The organism is Kitasatospora sp. NPDC096204, from assembly GCF_044763205.1.
Lineage (GTDB): Bacteria > Actinomycetota > Actinomycetes > Streptomycetales > Streptomycetaceae > Kitasatospora.
Genome location: NZ_JBIWFT010000033.1, coordinates 1 through 23521 on the forward strand (window position 1 = coordinate 1; position 23521 = coordinate 23521).

At 74.1% G+C, this 23521-nt stretch carries 16 protein-coding genes; 4 read left to right on the top strand and 12 right to left on the bottom strand.

The window, feature by feature from the left end; genetic code table 11:
• Nucleotides 1-91: 91 nt before the first annotated feature.
• The 7 genes from ACIQ87_RS29580 to ACIQ87_RS29610 all read right to left on the bottom strand — a co-directional run bounded on the left by ACIQ87_RS29580 (nt 92) and on the right by ACIQ87_RS29610 (nt 7547).
• Complete coding sequence (locus tag ACIQ87_RS29580; RefSeq protein WP_402412373.1) at nt 92-1291, bottom strand: alpha/beta hydrolase family protein; 1200 nt, start codon at nt 1289-1291, stop codon at nt 92-94.
• A gap of 131 nt (nt 1292-1422) precedes the next feature.
• Nucleotides 1423-1587, bottom strand: coding sequence for a hypothetical protein (locus ACIQ87_RS29585; protein ID WP_402412376.1), 165 nt, complete (start codon nt 1585-1587; stop codon nt 1423-1425).
• A gap of 304 nt (nt 1588-1891) precedes the next feature.
• Nucleotides 1892-2179: a hypothetical protein gene (locus ACIQ87_RS29590; RefSeq protein WP_402412379.1), complete on the bottom strand. Its 288-nt coding sequence runs from the start codon at nt 2177-2179 to the stop codon at nt 1892-1894.
• Nucleotides 2180-2328: 149 nt separating this feature from the next.
• Entirely contained in the window at nt 2329-3024 is a 696-nt protein-coding gene (locus ACIQ87_RS29595; RefSeq protein WP_402412382.1) for a hypothetical protein, read from the bottom strand.
• Complete coding sequence (locus ACIQ87_RS29600) at nt 3024-3671, bottom strand: SigE family RNA polymerase sigma factor (RefSeq protein WP_402412384.1); 648 nt, start codon at nt 3669-3671, stop codon at nt 3024-3026. The genes ACIQ87_RS29595 and ACIQ87_RS29600 overlap by 1 nt, the downstream gene beginning before the upstream one ends.
• Nucleotides 3672-3837: 166 nt before the next feature.
• On the bottom strand, nt 3838-5061 hold the full coding sequence (locus tag ACIQ87_RS29605; RefSeq protein WP_402412387.1) for a glycosyltransferase: 1224 nt from the start codon (nt 5059-5061) through the stop codon (nt 3838-3840).
• Nucleotides 5062-5093: 32 nt separating this feature from the next.
• Nucleotides 5094-7547, bottom strand: coding sequence for an ATP-binding protein (locus ACIQ87_RS29610; RefSeq protein ID WP_402412390.1), 2454 nt, complete (start codon nt 7545-7547; stop codon nt 5094-5096).
• Between the two features lie 112 nt (nt 7548-7659).
• Here ACIQ87_RS29610 and ACIQ87_RS29615 point away from each other — a divergent pair, with 112 nt between their 5' ends.
• Entirely contained in the window at nt 7660-8565 is a 906-nt protein-coding gene (locus tag ACIQ87_RS29615) for a hypothetical protein (protein WP_402412393.1), read from the top strand.
• Nucleotides 8566-8598: 33 nt separating this feature from the next.
• Here ACIQ87_RS29615 and ACIQ87_RS29620 read toward each other — a convergent pair whose 3' ends face one another.
• From ACIQ87_RS29620 to ACIQ87_RS29635, 4 genes are all read right to left on the bottom strand, one after another.
• On the bottom strand, nt 8599-9573 hold the full coding sequence (locus ACIQ87_RS29620) for a BtrH N-terminal domain-containing protein (RefSeq protein ID WP_402412395.1): 975 nt from the start codon (nt 9571-9573) through the stop codon (nt 8599-8601).
• Nucleotides 9570-10427 (bottom strand): MerR family transcriptional regulator, encoded by an 858-nt coding sequence (locus tag ACIQ87_RS29625; protein ID WP_402412397.1) that lies wholly within the window; start codon nt 10425-10427, stop codon nt 9570-9572. The genes ACIQ87_RS29620 and ACIQ87_RS29625 overlap by 4 nt, the downstream gene beginning before the upstream one ends.
• 65 nt (nt 10428-10492) lie before the next feature.
• The gene (locus ACIQ87_RS29630; protein ID WP_402412400.1) at nt 10493-11011 is read right to left on the bottom strand and encodes a hypothetical protein; all 519 of its coding nucleotides are present in this window, start codon (nt 11009-11011) and stop codon (nt 10493-10495) included.
• 165 nt (nt 11012-11176) lie between these two features.
• Nucleotides 11177-15706 carry a LamG domain-containing protein gene (locus tag ACIQ87_RS29635; protein WP_402412402.1) on the bottom strand — a complete coding sequence of 1510 codons (4530 nt, stop codon included), beginning with the start codon at nt 15704-15706 and terminating at the stop codon, nt 11177-11179.
• 683 nt (nt 15707-16389) lie between these two features.
• Between ACIQ87_RS29635 and ACIQ87_RS29640 the strand changes: the two genes are divergently transcribed.
• Entirely contained in the window at nt 16390-17673 is a 1284-nt protein-coding gene (locus ACIQ87_RS29640; RefSeq protein WP_402412405.1) for a glycine-rich protein, read from the top strand.
• A 76-nt stretch (nt 17674-17749) separates the two neighbouring features.
• On the opposite strand, the gene ACIQ87_RS29645 is transcribed toward ACIQ87_RS29640, so the two are convergent.
• Complete coding sequence (locus tag ACIQ87_RS29645; protein WP_402412408.1) at nt 17750-18316, bottom strand: GNAT family N-acetyltransferase; 567 nt, start codon at nt 18314-18316, stop codon at nt 17750-17752.
• Between the two features lie 218 nt (nt 18317-18534).
• Between ACIQ87_RS29645 and ACIQ87_RS29650 the strand changes: the two genes are divergently transcribed.
• Nucleotides 18535-19479, top strand: a complete 945-nt coding sequence (locus tag ACIQ87_RS29650; protein ID WP_402412411.1) for a hypothetical protein — start codon at nt 18535-18537, stop codon at nt 19477-19479.
• A gap of 97 nt (nt 19480-19576) precedes the next feature.
• Nucleotides 19577-23464 (top strand): ATP-binding protein, encoded by a 3888-nt coding sequence (locus ACIQ87_RS29655; RefSeq protein WP_402412414.1) that lies wholly within the window; start codon nt 19577-19579, stop codon nt 23462-23464.
• The last annotated feature ends 57 nt before the right edge of the window (nt 23465-23521 follow it).

Below are 23521 nucleotides of genomic sequence, written 5' to 3' on the forward strand. Positions count from 1 at the left end.
ATGTCGCAATCCACACCTGGCCAGAAGGCCCTCACTCATTTCAAGATCACAGCGCCGTGACCCCTGTCACCAACCTCCGTGGTCAGTACACCTAGTGCTGGAAGAGTACTTCCGGATTGTTCGGCGAGGGGCCGTCCAGCAGCGGACTGTGGATCCCCTTCAGCGTCCGGCCGAAGAACGCCGTCACGTACTCACGCGTGATCACCACCCCGCGTTCCGGGGAGAGGGGCGGCGTCGGGAGCCCGGCCTCCTCCACCAGCAGGTCCAGGTCGCTGAAGCTGAAGTGGTCGGCGCCGGCGACCGCCAGCCACTTCTTGTAGCCGCCGAGGGCGGCCCAGGCCTGCCCCCAGTTGCCGCCACCACCGGCCGAGAGGTTGTCGGTCGTACCCAGCATGAGGAACGGCCGGTTGATCTGGCCGGGCATCGGGGCCGGGTGGAAGGAGCCGTCCATGTTCACTCCGGCCCGTACTCGCGGGTCGGCGATCATCGTGGCGGCGGCCGCCGCTCCGCCGATGGAGTGTCCGGCCATGCCGATCTCGTGCTTGTCGATGAGGTGTGCCAGGCGCCACGCGGTATTGCCATGCGTCAACTGGTCGATGACGAAGGACACGTCCAGCGCACGGCTGGCGGCGAGGGAGTCGAAGTCGAGCCCCGCCGGGCCATCGCAGATCGCGCACGGCGACGTCTGGCCGTTCGCCAGCGTCTCGCCGCTGTCCTCGTTGGTGTGGCCGACGAGCGCGACGACGTAGCCGTGACTGGCCAGGTCGGTCGCGAGCGAGGTGAGCGTCATGCGCGGGTTCTCGTACGCGGGTGAGAGGACCACCAGCGGATACTTGCCGCTCTGCGGCCGCGCGCCGCCGAAGGCGTGAGTGGTGACGCCGGAAAGGTTCTGCGGGGTGACGCCGGCGCTCGCCGGCAGCTTCCGGCGCTGGAGGACTCCGGCTGCCTCGCCGAGGGTCATGTAAGGGGCCGGGGTCCCGGTTCCGGGGACGGCCGGGTAGACCATCGTGACGGTCAGTTGGCGTGGGCCGGATGACGGCACCCACGGGTCGGGACGGCTCGTGTCGGTGAGGTGGATGACGTCCTCGCCGGCGGCGTAGGGGCCGGTCGGCGCGGGGAGCGCGCCCTGGAAGGACCGCGTGGGCGCGGCGGCAGCCGTGGCGGCGGTCGCGTGCACGGTGGACGGCGGGGTCGTGGCGGCGAGTCCGGTGCCGGTCGCGGCCACTGATGCGGCGAGACCCAGGATGGCGACAACGCCGATACGGCGCTTGCGGTTCGAGGTGGTGTTCACGGGCACGATCCTGCCCGGCCCCGCCCTGACGCTCGATCATGCGGGCTTCCGTCTTGAGGGTGGTACTGGCTACACCCTGAGATCGATGCCGTGTTCGGCCGGCCGCGACGACGACGACACGGGACGCCCCGTCAGCACGACCAGAACGGGTCCTCGTACCGGGGGAACACGTCGAGCCGCCCATCCGGCAGGGTCGGCTCGGGCACGTAGGTGCCGAAGGGGTCGCGGTCACGGATGACCGGGATGGGGCCGACGGTGGCCTGGACGGTGATGTTGCCGGCGGCTCCGAAGATCACGCACACGCCGTACCCGCCCGGTGTGGCGGCGAACATGGCGGGCTGACGGGGGTTGACGCCGGTGATCCGGTATCCCCGGGCCTTCCAGCCGCGTTCGGTGATCCCCAGCAGCGCGCCGTACCGGGAAGGGGCGACCCGGGCAGGGAACCGCCGCCGGGGCCGAGGAGTCCGGTGCCGATCTGGACGCCCGCGGCGTCGTTGGCCGAACTGACGGCCGGCTCGGACGCGTTGGCGGCGCGGACCGACCGCCCGAGTCCCGCCGCGCGGCGGGGCACCGCGCGGCGGGGCGGGCCGACGCTTCGGCCTATCGCGCGGCAAGGCGGCGGCCGAGGTCCTCCAGGTAAGGGGCGCCGTAGGCGTCCGTGAGGTCGTCGAGGTCGATCATCGGCGGGATGTCGATGACGGGCTGACGCTCGACGAGGAAGGCCACCGTCTCGTGGACGATCCTGGTCTCGTCCGCGCCGGTGACCTGCGGCAGGTCGAGGACACCGTCGGTGACCCGGATCCGGGTCTCGGCCTCGACGGCGCCCTCACGGACCCGAACCAGGTGCTCGTGGTCACCCAGGGGCTCGACCTGGATCTCGACTCCCATGGCAGTCTCCGCCTTTCAGTTCCGCTCAGTTCCGCGTGGTCCGGGCCGGGAGGCCGTGAAGCCGGGAGGCCGTGAAGCCGTGGGATCGCGGCTACGTGGATGCTAACCTCCCGTCGGCACGGCGCTGGTGCGGGCTGCTCGTGCCGGGTTCAGAGCGAGACCGTCTTGCTCGCCAGCACGCTCCCCTGGGCGTCGTACGCGGCGATCCTGATGCTCTGGGGCGGGCCCGCCTCCCGGACATGGGGAGTCGCGTCGCCGGGCCCCCAGAGGTAGCCGGTGGCGTAGCCCGGGTCGCCGGGGAGCGAGGCGACGGTGGCCCAGTACGACCGGCCGCCCACCTCGACGGCCATCCGGGCCACCTGACCGGGCCCGTGGTAGACGAGGTTGTACAGGGCCTCCTGGTACTGCGGGGGGTTCCCGTAGTACTGCATGGCGATCTCGGTCGCGCCCCCCGCCCAGGAGTAGCCGCCGCACCCGGGACGGCTTCCGTACGCGGGGGCGTCGTGGATGCAGACCTCCTGGTCCTTCAGCTGCATCCACCAGTCCTGGCGGCCCAACGGCAGCTGTTGGCCGGGCTCCACCACCACGGCCTCGGGAGCCGGCCCCTCCGGCAACCGCGGAGCCTGCGAGGCCGGCCCGACGGCCGGGCCCCCGTGCTGCGCGGACAGCACCGTGGCCGTGCCGGCCACCACGGCGAGCGCGGCCACCACCGCCGACGCACCCATCGCCACCCGGCGCCGCTGGCGGCGCACGTGGACCCGCACGGGCCCGGCGGACCAGTCCGCCACCGCGACCCGGGCCGCCTCTTCCCGCAGGGCGCCGCGCACCATGTCCTCGGTGTCCATCACCTGTTGCCTCCGTTCGTGCCGTCGGTCGTCGAGTCGGTGTCCACCGCGTGCAGGGCCTGTGGGGCGTACGGGGTGAGCGCCGGGTGGTCGCGCAGTTTCGCCAGGCCCCGGCTGGCCTGGCTCTTCACGTTGCCCTGCGAGCAGCCGAGCACGTCGGCGACCTGGCGCTCGCTCATGTCCTCCCAGTAGCGCAGGACGACCACGGCCCGCTGGCGCTGCGGCAGTTCGGCCAGCGCCTGGAGCAGCACCGAGCGCTCCTCGACCTCGCGGTGGCCGCCGCCCGCGGTGGACGCCCGGTCGGGCAGGACGGGCACCAGCAGTTGCCTGACCCGGCGCCGCCGGTGACGGCTCAGGTTGTTGTTCACCAGGGCCCGGTGGACGTAGGCGTCCGGCTCGTCCAGGCGGCTGATCCGGGACCAGTTCCTGAAGACCTTCGCGAACGTCGCCTGCACCACGTCCTCGGCCTCGTGGTGGTCGCCCGTGAGCAGGTAGGCGGTGCGCACCAGCCGCCGCCAGCGCGTGGCGGCGAACGCCTCGAAGTCGGGCTCCCGCGGGCCGGGGCCGTCGGCGGACGCCGGTGCCGTGACGGACAGGGGCCGGTCCTCCGGCGGGATGTGTGGGATGTGCAGTGTGCTCGCGGTCATCCGATTCCTCTTCGCGTCCACGCGACGGCCCGACCGGACCACCGCTCTGCCCTACTCACCCCCGCACCGCGGAAGGGGTTGCACGACTCGGGCGACGAGAACGGCCCACGAGCACGGGCGGCGGGAACGGGCGGCGGGAACGGGCGGCGAGAACGGGCGGCGGGGCTCAGCGGCCGGGGCCGTCGGCGATCCGGGCGACGTGGGAGAGGACGGCACCGGCGCCGTCCTCGGCCGCCATGAGCCCGGCGACGGCGGCCGCGCGGCGGCGGACCGGCTCGGCCAGGGCGGCCGTGATCGCGGCGGCGAGGCGTTCGGCGGTGAGGTCCGCGAACGGCACGGGCTCCGGGGCGACCCCCAGCCGGTGCAGCCGCGCCGCCCAGAACGGCTGGTCGGCCATCACGGGCACCGGGACGGCGGGGACTCCGGCGCGCAGCCCGGCGCCGGTGGTGCCCGCTCCGGCGTGGTGGACGACGGCAGCCGTACGGGGGAACAGCCAGTCATGGGGCACGTCGCCGACGGAGAGGACGCCGTCACCCGCCGCCCTCAGCCCGGCCCAGCCCGCCTGGACCACCGCGCGCACCCCCGCCTGCCGCACCGCCGCCGTCACCAGCTCACCGAGCCGCTCCCCCTCCCCCGGTGCCATGCTGCCGAAGCCGATGAACACCGGCGCCGGACCGGCCCGGAGGAAGTCGACCAGTTCGGCCGGGGGCTGCCAGCCGAGCGGCCGGGCGGGCCACCAGAAGCCCGCGACCTCGACCGGGGCCGGCCAGTCCGCCGGGCGCGGCAGCAGCACGGGGCTGTAGCCGTGGACGACCGGACGGGTGTGCCCGAGCGGTTCCGGCGAGGTGGTGCGGGGCAGGCCGAGGCGCTCGCGCAGCCGGGCAACGGCGCCCGAGAACAGCCGCTCCGCGCTCCGCAGCCGCTCCTGGCCGGCGGCGAGGTTGCCCTCCGGCCCCAGGTCCCCGCCGCCGGCGGGGCCGGGCAGCGGGAACCGACTGGTGGCGAAGGCGGGCGTGAGGTACGTGCCGAGGACGGGCACGCCGTGGGCCTCCCCGGCCGTCAGACTGAACGGCGACGGGGCGAAGGCGGTGAGCAGCAGGTCGGCCCCGCCGGCCACGGCATCCGCCACGCCGTCGGCGAGCCCGTCCACGAACGCGGCCGTCACCGCGCGGACCTCCTCCGGGGACGTCGCCCGGGCCCTGTCACGGATGAGCCCCTCCGGGTCCCCCGGGAGCGGTCGGTGCTCCAGGCCGCAGGACTCGACCAGCGTCGCGAAGGTCGGATGGGCGACCACGGCGACCCGGTGCCCGGCCTCCACCAGGCGTCGGCCCAGGCCCGTGAACGGTGCGACGTCCCCGCGGGAACCGGTCGTGACGATCAGGATGCGCATGGCGTGATTCTCCACGGTGGGCCGGTGCCCGGTCAGGGCTCGGGGCGTCGGTCCGCCGGCGCCCGGTCCGTGGGCCCAGGCCGCCGACTCCCGGCGGGTTCGTCGCGTTGCTCGTACGTCCACACCGCCAGCTGGGTGCGCGAGGCGAACCCCAGCTTGTCCAGGATGCGTTCGACGTGGTTCTCCGCGGTGCGCTGCGCGATCGTCAGGCGCGCCGCGATGTCCTTGTTGGTGAGGCCTTCGGCGACCAGTTCCGCGATCTGGCTCTCGCGCCGCGTCAGTCCCGGCACCCCGGCCGCGTCGTCCAGGACGTAGGCCATCGCCTCGTCCACGGTGGCGCGCGCGCCGCGGCGGAACTCCCGGTCGAAGGCGGCGGCGGGCAGCGCCTCCCGCGCCGCGGCGGCGAAGCGCAGGTGCCGGACGCGCATGAACGGCGCCGCGCCGAGCCGCCCGCCCAGCGACTCCCACAGCAGGTGCAGCACGCCCAGGAGCCTGGCCGTGCGCCGCGGGTCGTCCCGGGTGCTCCACGCGATGACCTCCACGCACATGGCCACGTCCCACCAGTCCTGGAACGGGCGCAGCCGGGCGATGGCCGCCCTGGCGTGCGTGATCGCGTCGGCGGGCGCGTCGGCGCGCAGGGCCAGCAGGGCGCGGGCGAGCAGGGCCATGCCGCGCAGCCATGACTCGTCGTGCGCGCGGGCGGCCTCCTCGACCTCCCGGCACGCCTCGTCGGCCACGGCGGCCTCGCCTCCGTAGGCGTTCGCGATGGCGGACTTGACCCGGCATTCCAGGGCCGCGTCGAGGCTGCCGAGCGCGCGGAACTCGCTGTGCGCCCGCGCGAACAGCTCGGCGGCGTTCGCGAAGTCCTCGCGCCAGACGGCGAGGATCCCGTGGTGGTGCCGCACCCAGGCCGACTCCCGCCGGTGTCCGCCCCGGCCGGCCGCCGCCTCGCAGGCGGCGAGGGCGCGGCGGACCTCGTCCTCCGGGTCGCCCCGCAGGATGCGCAGGTAGGTGTCGGTGACCAGGGCCTGTACGCGGACGGCGGCGTCCGGGCCGGCGGCATCGCCGTCGTCGCCGTGGGCGCGGTCGGCGGCGAGCAGCTGTGACAGCCAGTGGCACCCCTCGGGCAGCAGGCCCGCGGTGATCCAGTAGTGCCGGGGCGACACGGCCAGGGCCAGGCCGGCCCGCGCCTGCCCGGGCCGCTCCAGGCAGAACTCCAGGGCCGCGCGCAGGTTCGGGTGGTCCAGGCGCAGCCGCGTGAACCAGTCGACCTGCCGGGGCCCGAACCACTCCCGCCCGGCTCGTGCGGTCAGCTCGGCGTACCGGTCCCGGTGGCGGCCGCGCAGCGCGTCGAGCGTGCCGGAGGCGGCCAGCCGCTCGTGCCCGTACTCCCGGACCGTCTCCAGCATGTGGTAGCGCGAACGCCCGTTCACCTGACGGCAGTTGACGATCGACCTGGCCACCAGGCCGTCCAGGGCGTCGAGCAGGGCGGCGGGCGGCAGTTCGGCGTCCGTGCAGACCTGTTCGAGGCCTTCCAGGTCGAAGCCGCCGCGGAACACCGAGGCCCGCGCCCAGAGCAGCCGTTCGCGCGCCGTGCACAGGTCGTGGCTCCAGTCGATCAGCGCGCGCAGGGTGCGCTGCCGGTCGGTGGCGACGCTGCTCCCCCCGGTGAGCAGCGCGAACCGGTCCGTGAGCCGCTCCAGGATCTCCTGCGGTGTCAGGCTCCGGATGCGGGCCGCGGCCAGCTCGATCGCGAAGGGCAGCCCGTCCAGGCGGCGTACGAGCTCGGCGACGGCGGCGGCGTCGCGCCTGGTCAGGGTGAACCCGGGCAGCACGGCGGCGGCCCGGTCGGTGAACAGCGCGACGGCCGGGTTGCCGCTCAGGGCGCGCAGGCCGTTGCCCGCGCCCACGTCCGCGCCCGCGCCCCCGTCCGCGCCCGCGCCCCCGTCCGCGCCTGCGCCCATGCCCGGGTCCGGCACCGGCAGCGGCTCGACGGGGAAGACCTGTTCGCCCGCGATGCCGAGCGGCTGCCGGCTGGTCGCCAGGACACGCAGTCCGGGCGCGGCCCGCAGCAGCGTGTCGGTGAGCCGGGCGCACGCGTCGAGCAGGTGCTCGCAGTTGTCCAGGACCAGCAGGGCGCGCCGCTCGCGCAGCCGGGCGGCGAGGACGGCCGCCGCATCGGCGCCGGGGCGGCCCGGGTTCGCCGCGTCGAGGGTGCCGAGGACGCTCGGTGCGAGCAGCTCCGGGTCCCGCAGGTCGGCGAGTTCGGCGACGTACACGCCGTCGGGGAAGGCGGAGCGCGCCGCGCCCGCCGCCACGCGCAGCGCCAGCCGGGTCTTGCCCACGCCACCGGTTCCGCTCAGCGTGACCAGGCGCGCGCCGGAGAGCAGTCGGGCGATCCGGGCGATCTCCGCCCGCCGCCCGATCAGCGGTGTCAGTGCGACGTCGAGGCCGGCGAACGTCCCGGTGGCTGCCCCCGTTTCCATGGGTCGCCATCTTACGGACGCACGGGAATTGAGTAGTTCTCCCGTTGACCCGTCGCGCGAACCCGTCCGAGACTCGACAACCGCGGTATCGGGCGATCGAGTGAGGTGTGCGTTGTCAACAGGCACGGCGGCGGGGTCGGAGCGGACCGGGCGGCTGGGGCAGCGGGTGTGGACCTACCAGGGAGGCTACGCGCGCAGGCCCCTGAGCGCGTTCTTCATGCTCCTCATCGTGTTCATCGTGATGTGCACCCTCGTCGGCAAGTACTACGACGAGGACTCCTCGTTCCGCCTCGCGTTCCGGGCGGTGGTCGTGGCGGACGTGCTGTGCCTCGCCCTGTGCGTGCGGCACGCCAGGATCCGGATCCGGGAGTACGAGCACGGCTTCGAGCTGCGCCGGCCGGGGCGCCGCACGCTGCGGTACGCGTGGCAGGAGATCGCGTCCGTCGAGTCGACCCGGGTGTCCGTCCACATCAACTTCGCGCACTCGCACGACGTGCTCAAGACCGTGATCCGGCCGTACACGGGCGGCCGGATCCGGGTCAGGGGCCTGGACTACATCAAGGTCCGCGAGGAGTGCGGCTTCTGGAGGATGATCTCCAGGCCGAACCCCGAGACCGGCGGACGTTTCGTCTCGGCGGCGGCGCAGGCCGTCGGCCAGGCCCGTGCGCAACGCCTCGTCGACGAGCTCGGCGCGGGCGGCTCGTTCCACTGGGGCGCCCTGACCTTCACCGCCGAGGGGATGACGCTCGCCCCCTTCACCGGGCCGGTGGCCTGGTCCCGGATCGCCGTCGTCTCCGCGAACCCGGGCAGCGGCGTCCGGCTCGACGTTCAGGGGTTGGCCGCGCACGTCGGCAGCCGGGCCCTGTCGGCGCGCGCGACGAAGAAGGGCTACCGCACCGACGGGGACCGGCTGGAGGTGTTCGTGCCCGTCCGCCGCCCCGGCTCGGACTACGCGGCGCTGAGCATCCTGCTCGCCTACGGCGCCGCTCTGCACAGCGGGCGGGACGAAGGACGGTAGGGCCGCAGGACGGCGCGACGGCAGGGCCCGGCCTCAGCCGCCCAGGCGGGCCAGCCGCCCCATCGCCTCGCGCTCGATCCGCGCCAGCTCGCCCAGCAGCCCGCCGGCCCGCTCCAGCGGCGCCGCGTCCCCCGACTCTCCCGCCGCGCCGATCAGCCGGGCCGCCTCCGTCCAACCCGCCGCGGCCTCGGCGTACCCGTCACGGGCGGCCCGCACCCGGGCGTCGTCGAGCAGTTCGGCGGACTCGGCGAGGAAGTCCCGGTACAGGTTGCGGAACAGCGCGCCGCCCGTCCCGGCCAGCTCCATCATCCGGGCGGCCTGCGGCAGTTGGTCGCCGGGCCGGTCCGCCCTGGTCAGCCAGCCCGGCACCAGGGCGGCGGCCTTGGCGATGCCGCGGTGGCCGAGGTTGGCGATCGGCGGATGCAGGAACGCCGTCGCGCAGTCGGCCATGGCCGGGGCCAGCAGGGCCCGCACGTCCGGGAGTTCGCCGTTCCGGGCGAGCGTGAAGGAGCGGTGGCGGGCCGTCATCGGTCCGCGTTCGGCGCGCGCCGCCGCGAGCGAGGCCAGACTGGTGGTGACCGCGCCGCCCTGCTGCGCGGTGTCCACCAGGTGGGCGTCTTTCGCGTCGTAGCCGCGCATCGCGACCACGTGCCCGCCGAAGTGCACCCGGGAGGTGAAGTACTCCAGGTGGTGGCTGTCCAGTTGGAGCCCGACCGGGCGTCCGGCGTCCAGCTCCTCCGCCACGTTGCGCCAGGCCCGCCCGGCGGAGGCGGTCTCCCGGACGTCCAGCCGCAGCCCGAGCCGGGCCGCCAGGGCACGGGTCAGCTCGAAGGGCTTCACCCGGCCGCCGAGGAACGGGAAGTCCATCCCCTTGGCGTCCCAGTAGACGAACGACAGCCCGGCCCCGAGCCCGAACAGCATCGGCTCGGACAGCTCGACGCCCTCGTGGCGCAGCAGCACGTCCAGCGCCGTCGTCTCGCAGTGCAGGCCACCCCACGGCTCGGTCATGCCGCCTCCTCCGTCCGCTCCTCGGCGACCCGGACCACCAGCCGGGTCGTCCACTCCTCCGCCGGGGCCTCCCCCGGTCCGACCAGGTACGCCTCCCGCGCCGGTGCCAGCGGCCACAGTCCGCGCTCGTGCACGGCGGCCAGCAACGCGTGGTAGGCGAGCGGCAGTTGGGAGTACGGGCCGTGGTGGACCGTCTCCACCACCGGCCCGCCGGGCAGCAGCTCGCACTCCAGCCCGTCGGCCCCGCCACCCTTCTTCGCCACGCCTGGCGCGCCTGGCACGTCTGTCACGTCCGTTTCGGCGCCGACCGCGATGCGCATGCCGTCGCCGAGGTCCAGCGGGAACAGGCCCCACAGCGGGGGCCGCCAGGGCGTGCCGCGCAGGCCCGCCAGCAGCCGTCCGACGCACCCGCCGGTCCGCTCCCCCAGCTCGCCCGGCCCGGCCACCGCCCGTACGACGACGAGCCGCCGCTCCGGCTCCCGCCCGAGGACGATCTCGTACCCGGGCAGTCCGCCGCCGGCGGCAAGGCGGTCCAGCAGCTCCAGTCGGGCCCGGTCCCGGACGATCCGCTCGGCGACCCGGTCGCGTTCGGCGCCCAGCAGTCGGGCCCGGTCCGGCTCGGAGGCCGCCAGCGTCGCGGCGATCACCGCGAGCGGCACGTCGAGTTCGCGCAGCAGCGCGACGGTGAGCGCGTCGCGGGCCTGCCCGGGGGCGTAGTAGCGGTAGCCGGTGGCGGGGTCGACCCTGGCCGGGGGCAGCAGGCCGGTGTCGTCGTAGTGGCGGAGCTGTTTCACGCTCAGCCGGCAGAGGCGGGCGAAGCGCCCGATGGTGAGGAAGTCGTCCTGGTCTCGCACGGGCCCATCGTGGACCCTCCCGCCATGGGAGGGTCCACCCCGGGCGCGCCGGACGCCGCGCGGCGTCAGCGGCCGAAGCCGTCCTCCGGGGTGCCGGGCGCCGGCGGGTGGCAGAGGTGGCCGGATTCGGTGGCGTGGACGCTGTAGAGCAGTTGGTCATCGGCCGTGAAGGTGAAGGCGACACTCACTCCGGGGAGTTCGGCGGCCTGGGTGGCGAAGGCGAACTCGCGGTCCGAGCGGTGCAGTTCCCGCCATTCGAGGCCGGCTCCGGCGAACGCGTCGGCCAGCCGGTCGAATCGGACGCCGGTCGGAAAGGTGCGGAATTCCCCCGGTGGGCCGGCCGGAATCCGGACCGATTCGTACCAGGTGCGCAGTGAAAGGCGGTTGACGATCCGGCACTGACAGGATTCGAAGGTGACGTCACCGTAGCCGAACCAGTGCGGCCAGCGTCGCCTCTGGTTGATCCGGCCGGATTTCTCGAACGGTCCGAGCCGTTCGACGATGTCGGCCAGACCATCCAGCGGTCGGATTCCGCCGAGCCTCGCGGCCGATCCGAATTCCGTCAACACCCGGAGAAATTCCATGTGTTCATGATGGCACAGCGAAGTGGCGGGAAAAATCGGATGCGGTGCGGCCCGCCCCGGAGGGAAGGCCGCACCGCACCCTGATCAACACGCTCCGATCAACACGCTCCGATCGACACGCTCCGATCGACACGCTCTGATCAGCGCGTCCTGATCACCGCACCGTCAGCCCATCCGCTCCAGCGCGTCGATCAGGAACTTCAGTTCCAGCGCGCGGTTGGTGGAGCAGCTCCAGCCGCCGCCCCAGGTGCCGGGCTGATTGCCCGGGGTGTTGAAGATGCGCATGGCGTCCCTCGCCACCGACTTGATCTCCTCCCGCAGCGACTTGTCGGACTTGATGATGTCGATCACGGCGTCGATCTCCGCCTGGGTGGCGTCCCGCGGCGCGGGCCGCCCGACGATGCCCCGGATGCTGCCCTTCTCGTCGGGGCGCAGGGCCACCTCGGCGCCGTTCAGCAGGTTGATGTGCGAACCCTTGGCGCAGAAGTCGTCATGCAGCACCGCTGCCCGCTTGATGCCGCAGAACCTCTTCTTCCCCGCGGCGAGCCGCAGGCTGCCGGCCGGTGCGCCCTCGGGCCTGAGGAACGCGGCGGAGACCACGCCCGAGGCACCCTCGGCGGCCAGCTCCAGCGTGCACTCGCCCTCGGCGGCCTTCCTGGCGTCCTCGATCACCTTGCGCAGGCGGTCGATGGCCCGCTTGGCCGCCACGGACTCCTCGAAGAACTTCCCGATGCCCTCGCCGATCCGGATGACCGCCTTGCTGACGGCCGGGAGCTTGCCGACCACGGCCACCAGGCTCGCCACGTTGAGCGCCGTCCACAGGCAGCCCTCGACGTCCCCCTCGGTGAAGCACTTCTTGGCGTCGGTGACCCCGAGCACGTCGAGCAGGATCTCCCCGCCGTTCTCCTTCACCCAGTCGAGGACGTCCTTGGCGGCGTCCGCCTTGGCCTTGCGGAACTCGTCGACGCAGCTCTGACCGCACTGGGCCAGCAGCAGCTGCTCGTCGTTCCCGCTGAGGTCCGGGCCGGTGTCGGCCGGTCCGGCCGTCACCTGGGCGGCCCGGGCCGCCTGCGCCGCCTGCTCGTCCTTGCGCTGCTGCTCCTCGGCCCGCTGGGCCGACTGGTCGGCCTGCTGGGCCGCGCCCTGGGCGTTGGCCGCGGCCTTCTCGGCCTCGGTCGCCGCCTTGTCCGCCTGCTCGGCGGTGGCACGGGCCCTGGCGGCGTCGGCCTCCGCCGCGGTCGCGGTGTTGCGCGCGGTGGCGGCGTCCTGCTCGGCCGCCGTGGCCGCGGCCCGGGCGGCGCCGGCCTCGTTCGCGGCGTCGGTCGAGGCGGCCGCCGCGGCGAACGCGTCGACGTGGGCCTGCTCGTCGTACTTCGCGGTGTTGGTCTCGGCGACCTTCGCCGCCGCGGCCTCGTTCGCCGCCTGGGCTGCCGAGGCGCGCGCCTGCTGCAGCGAGGCGAGCGCCCTGGTGGTGTCGGCCGCCGCGTTCGCGCTGGCCTGGGCGGCCGCCTTGGCGTCGCTGCCGGCCTTGGCCGCCAGCGCGGCCGCGGTGGCGGCGGCCTTCGCCGCCTCGTCCGCACGGGCCTGGGCGGCGTCGTTCTGCTGCTGGGCCAGGGTCTTGCCGCTCTGGCCGACCAGTACGGCCAGAGCGGCCGCGGAGTCGGTCTCCCGGTACGGCGTGCCGAGCGCGATCGCCTGGTTCCCTGCCGTGATCGCCGCGGCCGCGGTGTCCCGGGCGGCGAGCGCGGAGAGCGAGGCCGCGTGGGCCCGGCCGGCGGCGCGGGCGCTGTCGGCGGCGGCCTGGGCCGCCTGCAACTGGGCCGCCTTCTGCGCCAGTTCGGCCTTGAGTGCGGCGGCAGCGGCCACCTTCACCTGCTCGGCCGCGTTCTTGACGTTCTGCGCGGCCTGCTCGGAGGCGGCGATCGCGTCCGCCGCGGCGGCGTGCGCGGTGGAGGCGGCCGCGCTGGTGACGGCCACGTCGGCCTGGGCCGCGTCCGAGGCGGCCTGGGCCCGCTGGGCCGCGCCGGTCGCCTCGGTGGCCGCCGCCCGGGCGGCGATCGCGCTGCGGCCGGCCTCGTCGGCCGCGGCCCGGGCGCCGCCGGCCGCGCTCGTGGCCTGGGCGGCGGCGGCCTTCGCCTGGTCCGCCGCCTGTCGGCTCTCCTTGGCGTCGGCGCTGCCGACGGCCGCGTCGGCGGCGGCCTCCAGGGCCTTCTGCCGGGCGGTGGCGGCGTCCTTGCGGGCCTCCGCCGCCGCGGCGGCGTCCCGGGCGAGGTAGGCCTGGGCCTCCGCCGTCTTCGCGGCACTCTCCTTGTCCGCCGCGGTCTTCCCTGCGCTCTCGGCGGCACTCAGCGCGGTCGCAGCGGCGGCCCGCTTCCGGGTCGCTTCGGCCTCGGCGGCGGCCGCCTTGGCCCGCTCACTGTCGGCCTTCTGCCGTGCGGCCGCCGCGTTGGCGCGCTCCTGCTCGGCGACGGCCCGCTTGGCGTGCGCGTCGTCGGCGGCCGCCTTGGCGTCCCGCTCGGCCTGCTGCGCCTGCTCCCGGTCGGCCTTGGCCCGGGCTGCGGCCTGGGCCGCCTGGTCGGCCTGGGCCGCGGCAGCGGCGGCGGCAGCCTTGGCCTGGTCCGCGGCCTCCTGGGCGACGGCGCGCTGGAACTCGGCCTGGGTGGCGTGGGTCTGGGTGTCGGCCAGGGCGTAGAGCGCGGCGCTGTCGGCCTGGCCGGCGGCGACCGCGTTCAGGGTGGTCTCGATCGCCTTGGACGCCGTCTGCGCGGCCGCCGCCGATGCCTTGGTGACCTGCGCCGACTGCAGCGCGTGGGTCAGTCCGCGGCCGTACGGGGTGCCGCCGGACTCGGCGATCTTCCCGGCCTCGGTCTGCGCGGCGGTCGCCCGGTCGGCCTGCGCCTTGGCGGAGGCCGCGGCCTGTCGGGCGATCGCCAGCTGGGCGCTGATCGCGTTCCGGGCGTTCGCCATCGCCGCGGTGGCGTTGGCGAAGGTCTGCGGCTTCGGATAGTTGGGGTCGTTCGACGACTTGCCCTGCCAGTACTTCTGGAAGACCAGCATCCGGCTGACGATGAACGCCTGGCCCTGGGCCTCCACCATCGCGCTGGTGGCGGTCCGCAGGTCCTGGTAGGCCGTCAGGTCGGCGGAGACGATGTCGCCGCGCTGCTTGGCCTGGTCACCCAGCTCGGCCTGCCACTCGGCGCTGGCGGTGGCCACCACCTCGTTCAGGATGTGCTGCGGGTCGAGCGGGTCGCTCGCGTCGCAGCCGGCCCACTGGGCCTTGAGGTCCTCGACCTCGGTGCGGAACTCCACCGAGTCCTTCGCCGGGGCGACCGTGGGCAGACCGCCGAGCCGGATGAAGCGGGCGATCTGGTAGGCCGACAGGCGCTTGAGGACGTCCTCGTTGACGAAGAACCCGTACCAGCTCGGCCCGCCGTTGTTCCCGGCCGCCGCCCGGCGCTCCTGGTAGATCGCGATCGCCCGGTCCAGGGCGGCCTGGGAGGGCTTCGGCGGGCCCGTCGGGTCGACGAGCTTGCCGTCGCCCAGGAAGGCCCAGATCGGAGCGCCGTAGCCGGGCTTGTTCAGGAAGGACATGTAGTCGGGGCCGGAGACCGCGAACGGCTTGGTGATGTCCGTCCAGGCGCCCTCGCGGGCCAGCTCGGCGTCCTGGATCGCGCGCTGGTCGCGCTGGTCGTCCACCGAGGCGGCCGCGATCGGCCCGTACCCCCACCCGCTGTTCGCCGCGTTGCGGACGTCGGCGACCGTGCCGGCCAGGGCCTTGGCGGTCAGCGCCTTGACCTTGGGTCCGCCCGCGTGCAGCGCGACAGCCAGCGAGCAGCGGTCCTCGCGGACCACGCTGTCGGCGATCGCCACGTTCGACGCCTCGACGTCCGACAGCGCGCGCTGCCAGATCCGGACGTCGGCGATCCGCCCGGGGAGGTGGTCGCCCGGCTGGCCGGCCCACATCCCGCGGCCGATGTTCAGCTCGCCGGTGGCCTTCCAGGTGACGGTGTGCGGGGTGGTGGCGACCTTGACGCCGTTGACGTACAGCCGGATCACGCCGGCCGCGGCGTCGTACTCGCCGGTGAGGTGGGTCCAGCCGCTCTTCTCGGTCAGTGCGACGGTGCCGTCCGCGGTGTCCCAGCCGACGGTCTCCGAGTCGCCCCGCGGCATGCCGAACAGCGGCTTGCCGTCCGGGTTCACCTTCAGGTAGAAGCCGGAGACCCGGCTGCCGCCCTCGGTGACCACCGAGTACGAGGCGTCCGGCTTCTTGTCGAGCTGCACCCAGGCGGAGACCGTGAAGGACTGGTCGGTCGGCACGGTGAGCGGGACGGAGTCGTACTGGTTGGTGCCGTCCAGCCGGAGCGAGCGGACGGTGTGGCCGGGGATCCCCCAGATGACCTCGTTGTCGGTCCCGGGCCCGGCGTGCGCGCCGTTGTGGTGGACGGCGCGCGGGCCGCCGTCGATGAGGTTCGGCGCGGTCTTCTCGTCGCTCCACTCGTAGTCGTAGTGGGCGACCTCGCCGTTGACCGCGAAGGCGGGCGCCGCGGGCACGTCGGCCGGGGCGGCGGGGCGGTCGGGCGCCGCGTGCGCCGCGGAGGTCACCAGGGACATCGCCGTGGCGATCGCGGTGATGCTCAGGACCCTGGCCACGGCGCGGCGCGCCCGGCGTGAGCGGATCGGTAATCTGGTCTGCATGGGAGTGGCTGTTCTCCTGGATGGTGGCCGCAAGATGAGCCGCCCGGCGTCCGGACGGGAGCACCAGGAGCGCGCGCTGCCTCGGGACGGCGCGATCGTGCGGGCCGACGCCCGGTCAGCTCACGGGCCGAGCACGGCCCCTGCTGATCCGTCGCCCGCACCGCACCGTTCGCGTCGTCCGCGTCGGTTCGCGCGTGAGTGGTCGATCGCCGGCCGACGCGTCGACGCACGCGGGCAGGCCGAAACACCTGCCGCGTGGTCCCCCCCGGTTCCTGCGGTTCTTCCCCCCGGAAGCCGGCCGCCCCGCCGGTGAGGGCCGAGGGCGGCTCGGCCATCCCGCAACTGATGACCGCTCAGATCGTTCCACTCGCATACGACGCATCGATACCGCCGATCGACGGGGCGCCGCCCCCGCCGATCGGCGGGGCCGCAGAACCGCCCGCTGCGACCCGGGCGGCCTCGGACACGTCACAGGCGCCATGGCTCGGGGTCGGATGTCCCCTCGTCCTCCCCGCGGCTGCGGGGAGGACGGCACCGGGTGACCCGGATCGCACACCGCCGGGGTGAATCGACGGTGTGTCAGATCGGCTGCGGTCCGGGGCTCGAGCGCTCTGATCCACAGTGTCGGAGGGCAGGCGCCCCCTGCCGCAAGATCCCCTCCTTCCCCCTTCCGGGAGCAGATCGTGAAGTTCTCACCGCCGGCCGCCGCCGGTCAGCCGAACGCGACGGCCATCAGGCCCCGTACCGGTTCGGCCGGTCGCAGCGGACCCGCGCTGGCCGCCGTGGCCGGCATGCTCTGTGTCGCCGGCCTCGCCCCGGTGGCGCTGTCCGGGACCGCCCACGCGCAGGGCTCCTGCACGGTCTCGGGCCCCACCACCACCTGTACGTTCGCCTTCACCGGCGCCGAGCAGACGTTCACCGTCCCGGCCGGCGTCACCCAGGTCGACGTCACGGCGATCGGCGCGGCCGGCGGCCTGGAGGGTGTCAACAACACGCCCGGCGGCCGTGGCGCGCAGGTCGCGGGCACGCTCACCGGACTGTCCGCGGGTCAGACCCTCTACGTCGAGGTCGGCGGCACCCCCACGCTCGACACCTCCGCCTGCTACGTGTTCTCGCCGTGCCTCGGCGGCTTCAACGGCGGTGGCACGACCCGCTTCGGCGGCGGCGGAGGCGGGGCCTCCGACGTCCGCACCCAGCCCCGCACCACTCCCCTCACCACCACCGACTCCCGCCTCCTCGTGGCCGCGGGCGGCGGTGGGGCCGGCGAGGTCTTCAGCTCCTCGTGCCCGGGAAGCCAGGGCGGGGACGCCGGTCAGGCGGGCGCGAACGGAACGTGCAACGGGGGAACGGGCGGCGGGGCGGGCACGGCCACCCAGGGCGGGGCCGGCGGCGTGGCCACCGGCGGCACGAACGGCGCGCCCGGCACGCTCGGCACCGGCGGCAACGGTGGTGCCGGCACGGGCGGAGCGGGCGGCGGGGGCTACTACGGTGGCGGCGGCGGTGCCAGCCTCAACGGCCTGACCACTCCGTTCGGGAGCGCGGGCGGTGGCGGCGGCGGGTCGTCCCTCGTCCCCGCCGGCGGCACCGGCCCCACGGTGACCAGCACCGCCGCGAGCGTGACCATCAGCTACACCACTCCGGGCAAGCCGGTGAACACGCGCCTGATCGCGCTGCCCCAGAACTCCCGGCTCGGCCGGCCGGTGGTGCTCGACGACCTGGTCTGCCCGGCCGGCACGGGCGCCACGACCCCGCCCACCGGCACCGTGACGTTCACCGACACCACGACCGGCACCGCCCTGGGCACGGCCCGCCTGGTCCTCAACGTCGGGAACTGCGCCGCCGCGGGGCGCGTCGTCTTCTTCCGGACCACCGGCGCGCACGTCATCACGGCCGTCTACAGCGGTGACACCGTCTACCAGGGCAACAGCGGGAACCCCGAGACCATCACGGTGACGGTGACCCCCTGAGGACGCCGCGGGGAGCGTCGGTTCCGGCTCGGGCCGGAACCTACGCTCCCCGCGCGAGGCGCCTCTTGACCGCCGGTCAGGCCTGCTCGGCCTTCCACTCCCGGGCGAGCGTCGCGTAGACGTACTCACTGCCCCAGCGCCCGCCGTCGAGGTCGTTCTCGACGAGGTGCGCCTCCCTGCGCATGCCGAGGCGCTCACAGACCCGCATCGACCCGGTGTTGAGCACGTCGAGGCGGGCGTAGAGCCGGTGGGCGTCCAGCTCGGCGAAGGCCAGCTCGGCCACCGCGCGCGCCGCCTCGGTCGCGTAACCCCGGCCGGTGTACGCCGGGTTGAAGCTCCAGCCGATCTCGACCTGGCGGGCCGCCGCGCTCGCGAGCTTCATCACGATCTCGCCGACGACCTTCGCCTCGCCGTCCGGGCAGACGGCGACCGCCAGGTCGTCGCCGTCCTCGGACCACGCGGTGCCGGCCGCCCGCCGCTTCAGGCTCTGCACGCACTGCTCCCGGGTGAGCGGCGGCCGGTAGAGGTAGCGGGCGACCTCGGGCAGGCTCTGGAAGGCGTGCAGGTCGTCGAGGTCATCCGGCGTGAACGGACGCAGCAGGAGCCGTTCGGTGCTGACGGGCAGCAGCGAGAGCACAGTCATCGATCGTTTCCTCCCCGGGAAATGCCCGCCAGCCTAACCGGCCGGACCGCGACGCCCCACCGAATAACGGCCGTCGCGCCGCCGTGGTCCGCCCTGGTCCGCCCTGGTCCGCCCTGGTCCGCCGAACCTGAGTACCCGTACTCAGGCCGTCCCCGGCGGCCGTGCGACAGAATCGGCCGCCGGAGCGAGATCGCGGAGGGGACGGCGGGAGCGTGGGCATGCCCTGGGGGACGTCGCGGCGGATCGGCGGGATCGCCTGGTGGCGGGCGGTCGTGGGATCCCGGACGGCCAGGTCGGCGCTGGTGGGGGCCGGGCTCGGCGCGGTGGCGCTCCTGCTCGCCGCACTGCCGTGGCAGCGCCTCCTCCCGTGCGATCCGCAGCAGGGCTGGAGCTGCCTGGGGTGGGCGCTGCTGCTCGCCCCGGTGGCAGCCGTCCTCGCCTTCCTGACGAGCTGGCTGGCACTGCGGCTGGCGGACGTCCGGCCGGCCTGGCGGGTGGCCGCCGCGGCCGTCGTCCTCTCCTGGCTGCAGTTCGAGCTCGAGAACCGGGCCGGAGCCCGGAGCCTGCCGGACGGACTGCTGCCACTCGCCGAGGCGGTGCTGTTCGCGGTCGCGGCCGCCCTGACCGCGCCCGGGCCGCTGCTGCGGCGGCGCCGGGTCGTGCTGCTGGTCGTCCTCGCCCTGCTCTGGCCGCTCTCGGCGCTCGTCGGGAACCACCGCGCGGACGAGCGCGCCCGGAACGAACTCGCCGACGTGGGCGTGCCGTTGTACGCACCCGATGTCGCCGGCTACCGCGTGCGGACTCCGCTGACCAGCAAGCCCGGCTCGTGGTTCGGCTTCCTCCTGCTGCCCGACCGGCCGGGCGTCGACCCCGACGACCTGAACCGCTGGGCCATCCGGGTGACCGTGGAGCCCGTGACGTCCGCCTTCAGACCGCCCGTCTGCGATGCGACGAGCCTCGGCAGCACGGTCAGAGCCGAAGGCTGCGAACAGGTCTCGCCGGACACCTGGCGCAGGGCCAATCCCTACGTCGTCTTCTACTTCGTCCGCCGCGACGACCACCTGATCGTCATGTCGGCGGACGGGAAGGAGAACACCGAAGCCGATCTGCGCAAGCTGGCGTCGACGCTGTCCGTCCGAACCCCCGACTACTTCCTCCACTGAGCCGCCCACGCTCCCGGTGGTCTCCGGGGCCGGCACGGGCCGCTGTTCACCCGTACCACGGCCACCCGCCCCGTCCACCTAAGCTGTCCCCCACGCGGTGACCGGGGAGGGACAGCGGGTGGACCAGTACAACGTCACGAACACCATCGACGGGGGGACCCAGAGCACGGTCGTCCAGGTCGGCCACGTCGATTCGATGACGGTCCAGACAGCCTCCGCCCCGGCCAAACCCGCCCCGTCGAGCGACCCGTGGGTCCGCGCCGTCCTGGACTCCGGGATCTGGGCCCACACGGCGCAGCGCGATGCCGGTCCCCATCGGTGGCACGCGGCCCGGCTGGCCGAGCGGCTGGCCGCCGTCCGGGGCGGTGCCGAGCGGCGCACCGCCGGAGACCCGTGGGCGGACCCCGGGTTCGCGACGCGGTTCGCGGACCGCGTGGAGTGGCTGCTCGGTGAGCCCGACGGTGTGCTCGACCTCTACCCGGCCGAGGCCGGGCTGCTCGTCCTGCTGCCCTACCTCTACCAGACCCACCAGCTCCTGCTCCTGTCCTCCCGGCTCGACGCCGACCCCACCGACCTGCGGCCGCGGCGCGGAGCGACCGGATGGCGCGCCGGCTACCAGGCCTTCCTGGCCGGTCACGACCTGCTGGTGAACCGGGCCGAACTGCGCCCGCAGGCCGCGGCGGCGACCGGGTGGTGGCTGTACCGCCGCTGGCTCGCGCAGGACGACAAGGGGATGACGGCCCTGGTCGACCTCGACGCCGAACTCACGGCGGAGAGCGGCCCGTTGACCGAGGCGGTGGGCATCCGGCGCCTGGCCAGGCTCCTCGCGGGCCTGCGGATCGGCGCCGACATCTGCAACCCCGAGCACCTCGGCCGGCTCGAAGCCGACGAACTCCTGCCCGGCCCCGGCCGCCAGCGCATCCGCGAGCGGCGGGCCGGCCTGCTGCTGGCCGTCGCGTACGGCGCCGCGATCGAACCCGCCGTGCTCCCCGACACGGTGGTCGAGCACATCGGGGTCCCGAACCCGGTCGACCTCGACGGGCTGCGGCGGACCCTGACGGCGACGGCGTGGGGCGGCTCCCCCGAGCTGCCGGTCCTCAAGGCGGTCTGCGAGCACGAGGCCGTCGTGGAGGCCCTGCGCGAGCACGCGGCGCGTCTGGACGGGCTGCTCCTCGCCGTCGGGCGCGCCGTGCCCGACCGGATCGCCCAGCCCATGCCGCCCCTGCCCACGCGGATCTCCGCCGACGGCGTCGTCCCGGCGCAGGGGACCTTCACCAGCGGCGCGCGGTTCCGGCTCGACGACCGCCGGGTGCGCGGCCTGCTGACCGGCACCCAGCTCTACAAGGACCGCGACCTCGCCGTACGCGAGCTCTACCAGAACGCCCTGGACGCCTGCCGCTACCGCAGGGCCAGGACGCAGTACCTGGAGCGCTCCGGCCGGCCCTTCCACCCCTACGAGGGCCGGATCGACTTCGTCCAGGGCGTCGACGAGGACGGCCGCGAGTACCTGGAGTGCACCGACGACGGCATCGGCATGGGCGAGGCGGAACTGCGCGGCGTGTTCTCCAACGCCGGCGCCCGCTTCGCCGAACAGCCCGACTTCCTGCTGGAGCGGGCGCAGTGGGAACGCGTCGAACCCCCGGTGCGGCTCCACCCCAACAGCCGGTTCGGCATCGGCGTCCTGTCGTACTTCATGCTCGCGGACGAGATCCGGGTGGAGTCCTGCCGCATGGGGCTCGACGGCATGCCAGGGCCACTGGTCGAGGCGCACATCCTCGGGCCCAACCACCTGTTCCGGATCGTCGAGAAGGAGGAGCACGGCAGCAGGCCCGGCACCCGGGTGCGGCTCTACCTGCGGGAGCGGCTCCGCTCCTGGTCCGGGCTGGACGCCCTCGCCAAGGTGCTGTGCATCGCCGAGTTCCCGACGGCGGCGCGGCACGGCGGGCGGAGAGGGGAGTGGAAGCCGGGGGTGTTCGGACCGTCGGGGACCGGACCGACGGACGACACGATGCACGACCACCTGGTGGAATGGGCCGACAGTCCCGAGGGCGCGCAGGTGATCTGGTGCAGGGACGGCGGCCAACTGCTGGTGGACGGCCTTCGGATCGAACCGCGCGAGCGCACCGGGGTGCTGTCAGGCGGCCGGGGCGCCATGGTGAACCTGTGCGGGGACTACGCCCCGAGACACCTCAGTACTGACCGCCTCACGGTGCTCGAGGACGTGTCCCCCCGCGTCGAGGAACTGCTGGCGGGCGCGGCACCCGCCCTGGTGGCGAGCGGAGCGAAGTTCGTCACCCCGACGTGGCTGCGGAACGTCACCGAGGCCAGCCCGCGGACGGCTGATCTGGTGGCGGAGGCGATGTACGAGTCGGGAGCCGGCTTCGGTGAGCACGGGCGACCGACGGCTCTCGCTTCGGCCGGTTGGTTCCCGCTGGACCAGGCGATCCACAACGGCCTCCTGACAGCCAACAACCGCACGCCGCGACCGACGGCGTCGTCCTTCCATTCGCTTCCTGACCACATCCTGCTCTGGCGGACGCTGGCCCACGGACGCACCGATCTGCTGCGTCAACTCGTCGAACTGGTACCGGAACTGGCTGAACCACGCCAGGTGGCCACGGCCTGGCCGTCGGACCTGGAGGTGCTCACCGCAAATCGTGGTTTCGGTGAGACCATCCGGTCGGACGTGTTCACGGCCGCTCGACGGCTCGGCTACGCTCCGGCCGGCCCGGCGGAACGGCGGAGACTCTTCGGAGTGGACGACCTCGTCGTCGCCGAGACGGACGACCCGGATGATCGGGACGGTTCGGGCCTCTGGCTCGACGACCGGCACGGTCGCCGCCGCTCGTTCAAAACGGTCGGTGACCTGCTGGAGGTCGCCGCGGCGCTCGGAGTGAGCGCCGCACAAGCGGCGGCGCGGCTGCGGGAGTACGGCATAACCGTCGTGCCCGGGGATCTGCCGGAAGGCTCCCCTGACGAGGTGGACCTCCAACTGCTCTACCAGGACGGCGAGATCGGTGAATACAGGCAGATCTGGGACGACGGATCCGTGCCACCCGGCCACGTTGCCCAAGCCGCTCTGCGGACCGGACTGAGCCCCCTGGAGATACGGCGTCGACTCGAACGCTACGGCCTGGCAGTAGAACCGTTCGCGTTCCCCGAGCGGCTGGACCAGACGTATCTCGACTGGCTCAGTCGGGACCACGACGGGAGGTGGCCGTGGGTGAGTGCCGACGGGCCCCTTTCCCCCTGGCAGCTGATGTCCGCCCAGGAATGGTCGGGCCTGTCCGCCGACGACGTCCGAGCCGAGTACGAGCACCTCGGATTCACCCTGCCGCCACAGCCGACCTGCCGGGAGTCACTGGACGACTTCGACCTGCTGGCCGGTGAGTGGGAGGTCGACTGGTCGCCCTTCCGGACGGACCGTGCCCCGACCTTCCACCAGCTCATGGAAGTGGCCGAGAACCTGGGGCTCAGCCTGCGGGTACTGACCAGCCGGCTGGCCGCGTACGGGGTGCGAACGGGCATGGTCCTGCCACAGCGCCAGACCGAACTCGACCGCGAGCTGTTCCGCTACGAGGACATGGCCCAGAGCGTCTCGGACGAACTGCACGATGTCTGGTGGTTCTGGCTGAGCCCGGACGACGAGATCCCGTTCTACCTGCTGGTCCTGGCCGCCAGGGACCTGGGCCGACGTCCCAGGGAACTGGCGACCCGGCTGCGCTCCTACGGCCTGCGCGTGTCCCGCGACGACCTCCCGCCCGGCCTCACCCAGGGGGCGGCGCTGCGCCTGCTGACGGCCGACGATCTGGTGATGCCGGGCCCGAAGGACCCGCCGATGCGGCTCGTCCAACTCGTCCGCATCGCCCGGTGCGTCGACCTGCCCGTGGAGGAGACCGCCCGGCACCTGCGCGACCTCGGCGTCCACGTCGGTGACCTCGCGGCCACCGTGCGGGCGGCTCTGGCACGGGTACCGCTCGCCTGACCGGCCAGGACGCCCCCGGCGTGGCACCGCAGGCCCTGCACCGGGGACCGGCCGGAC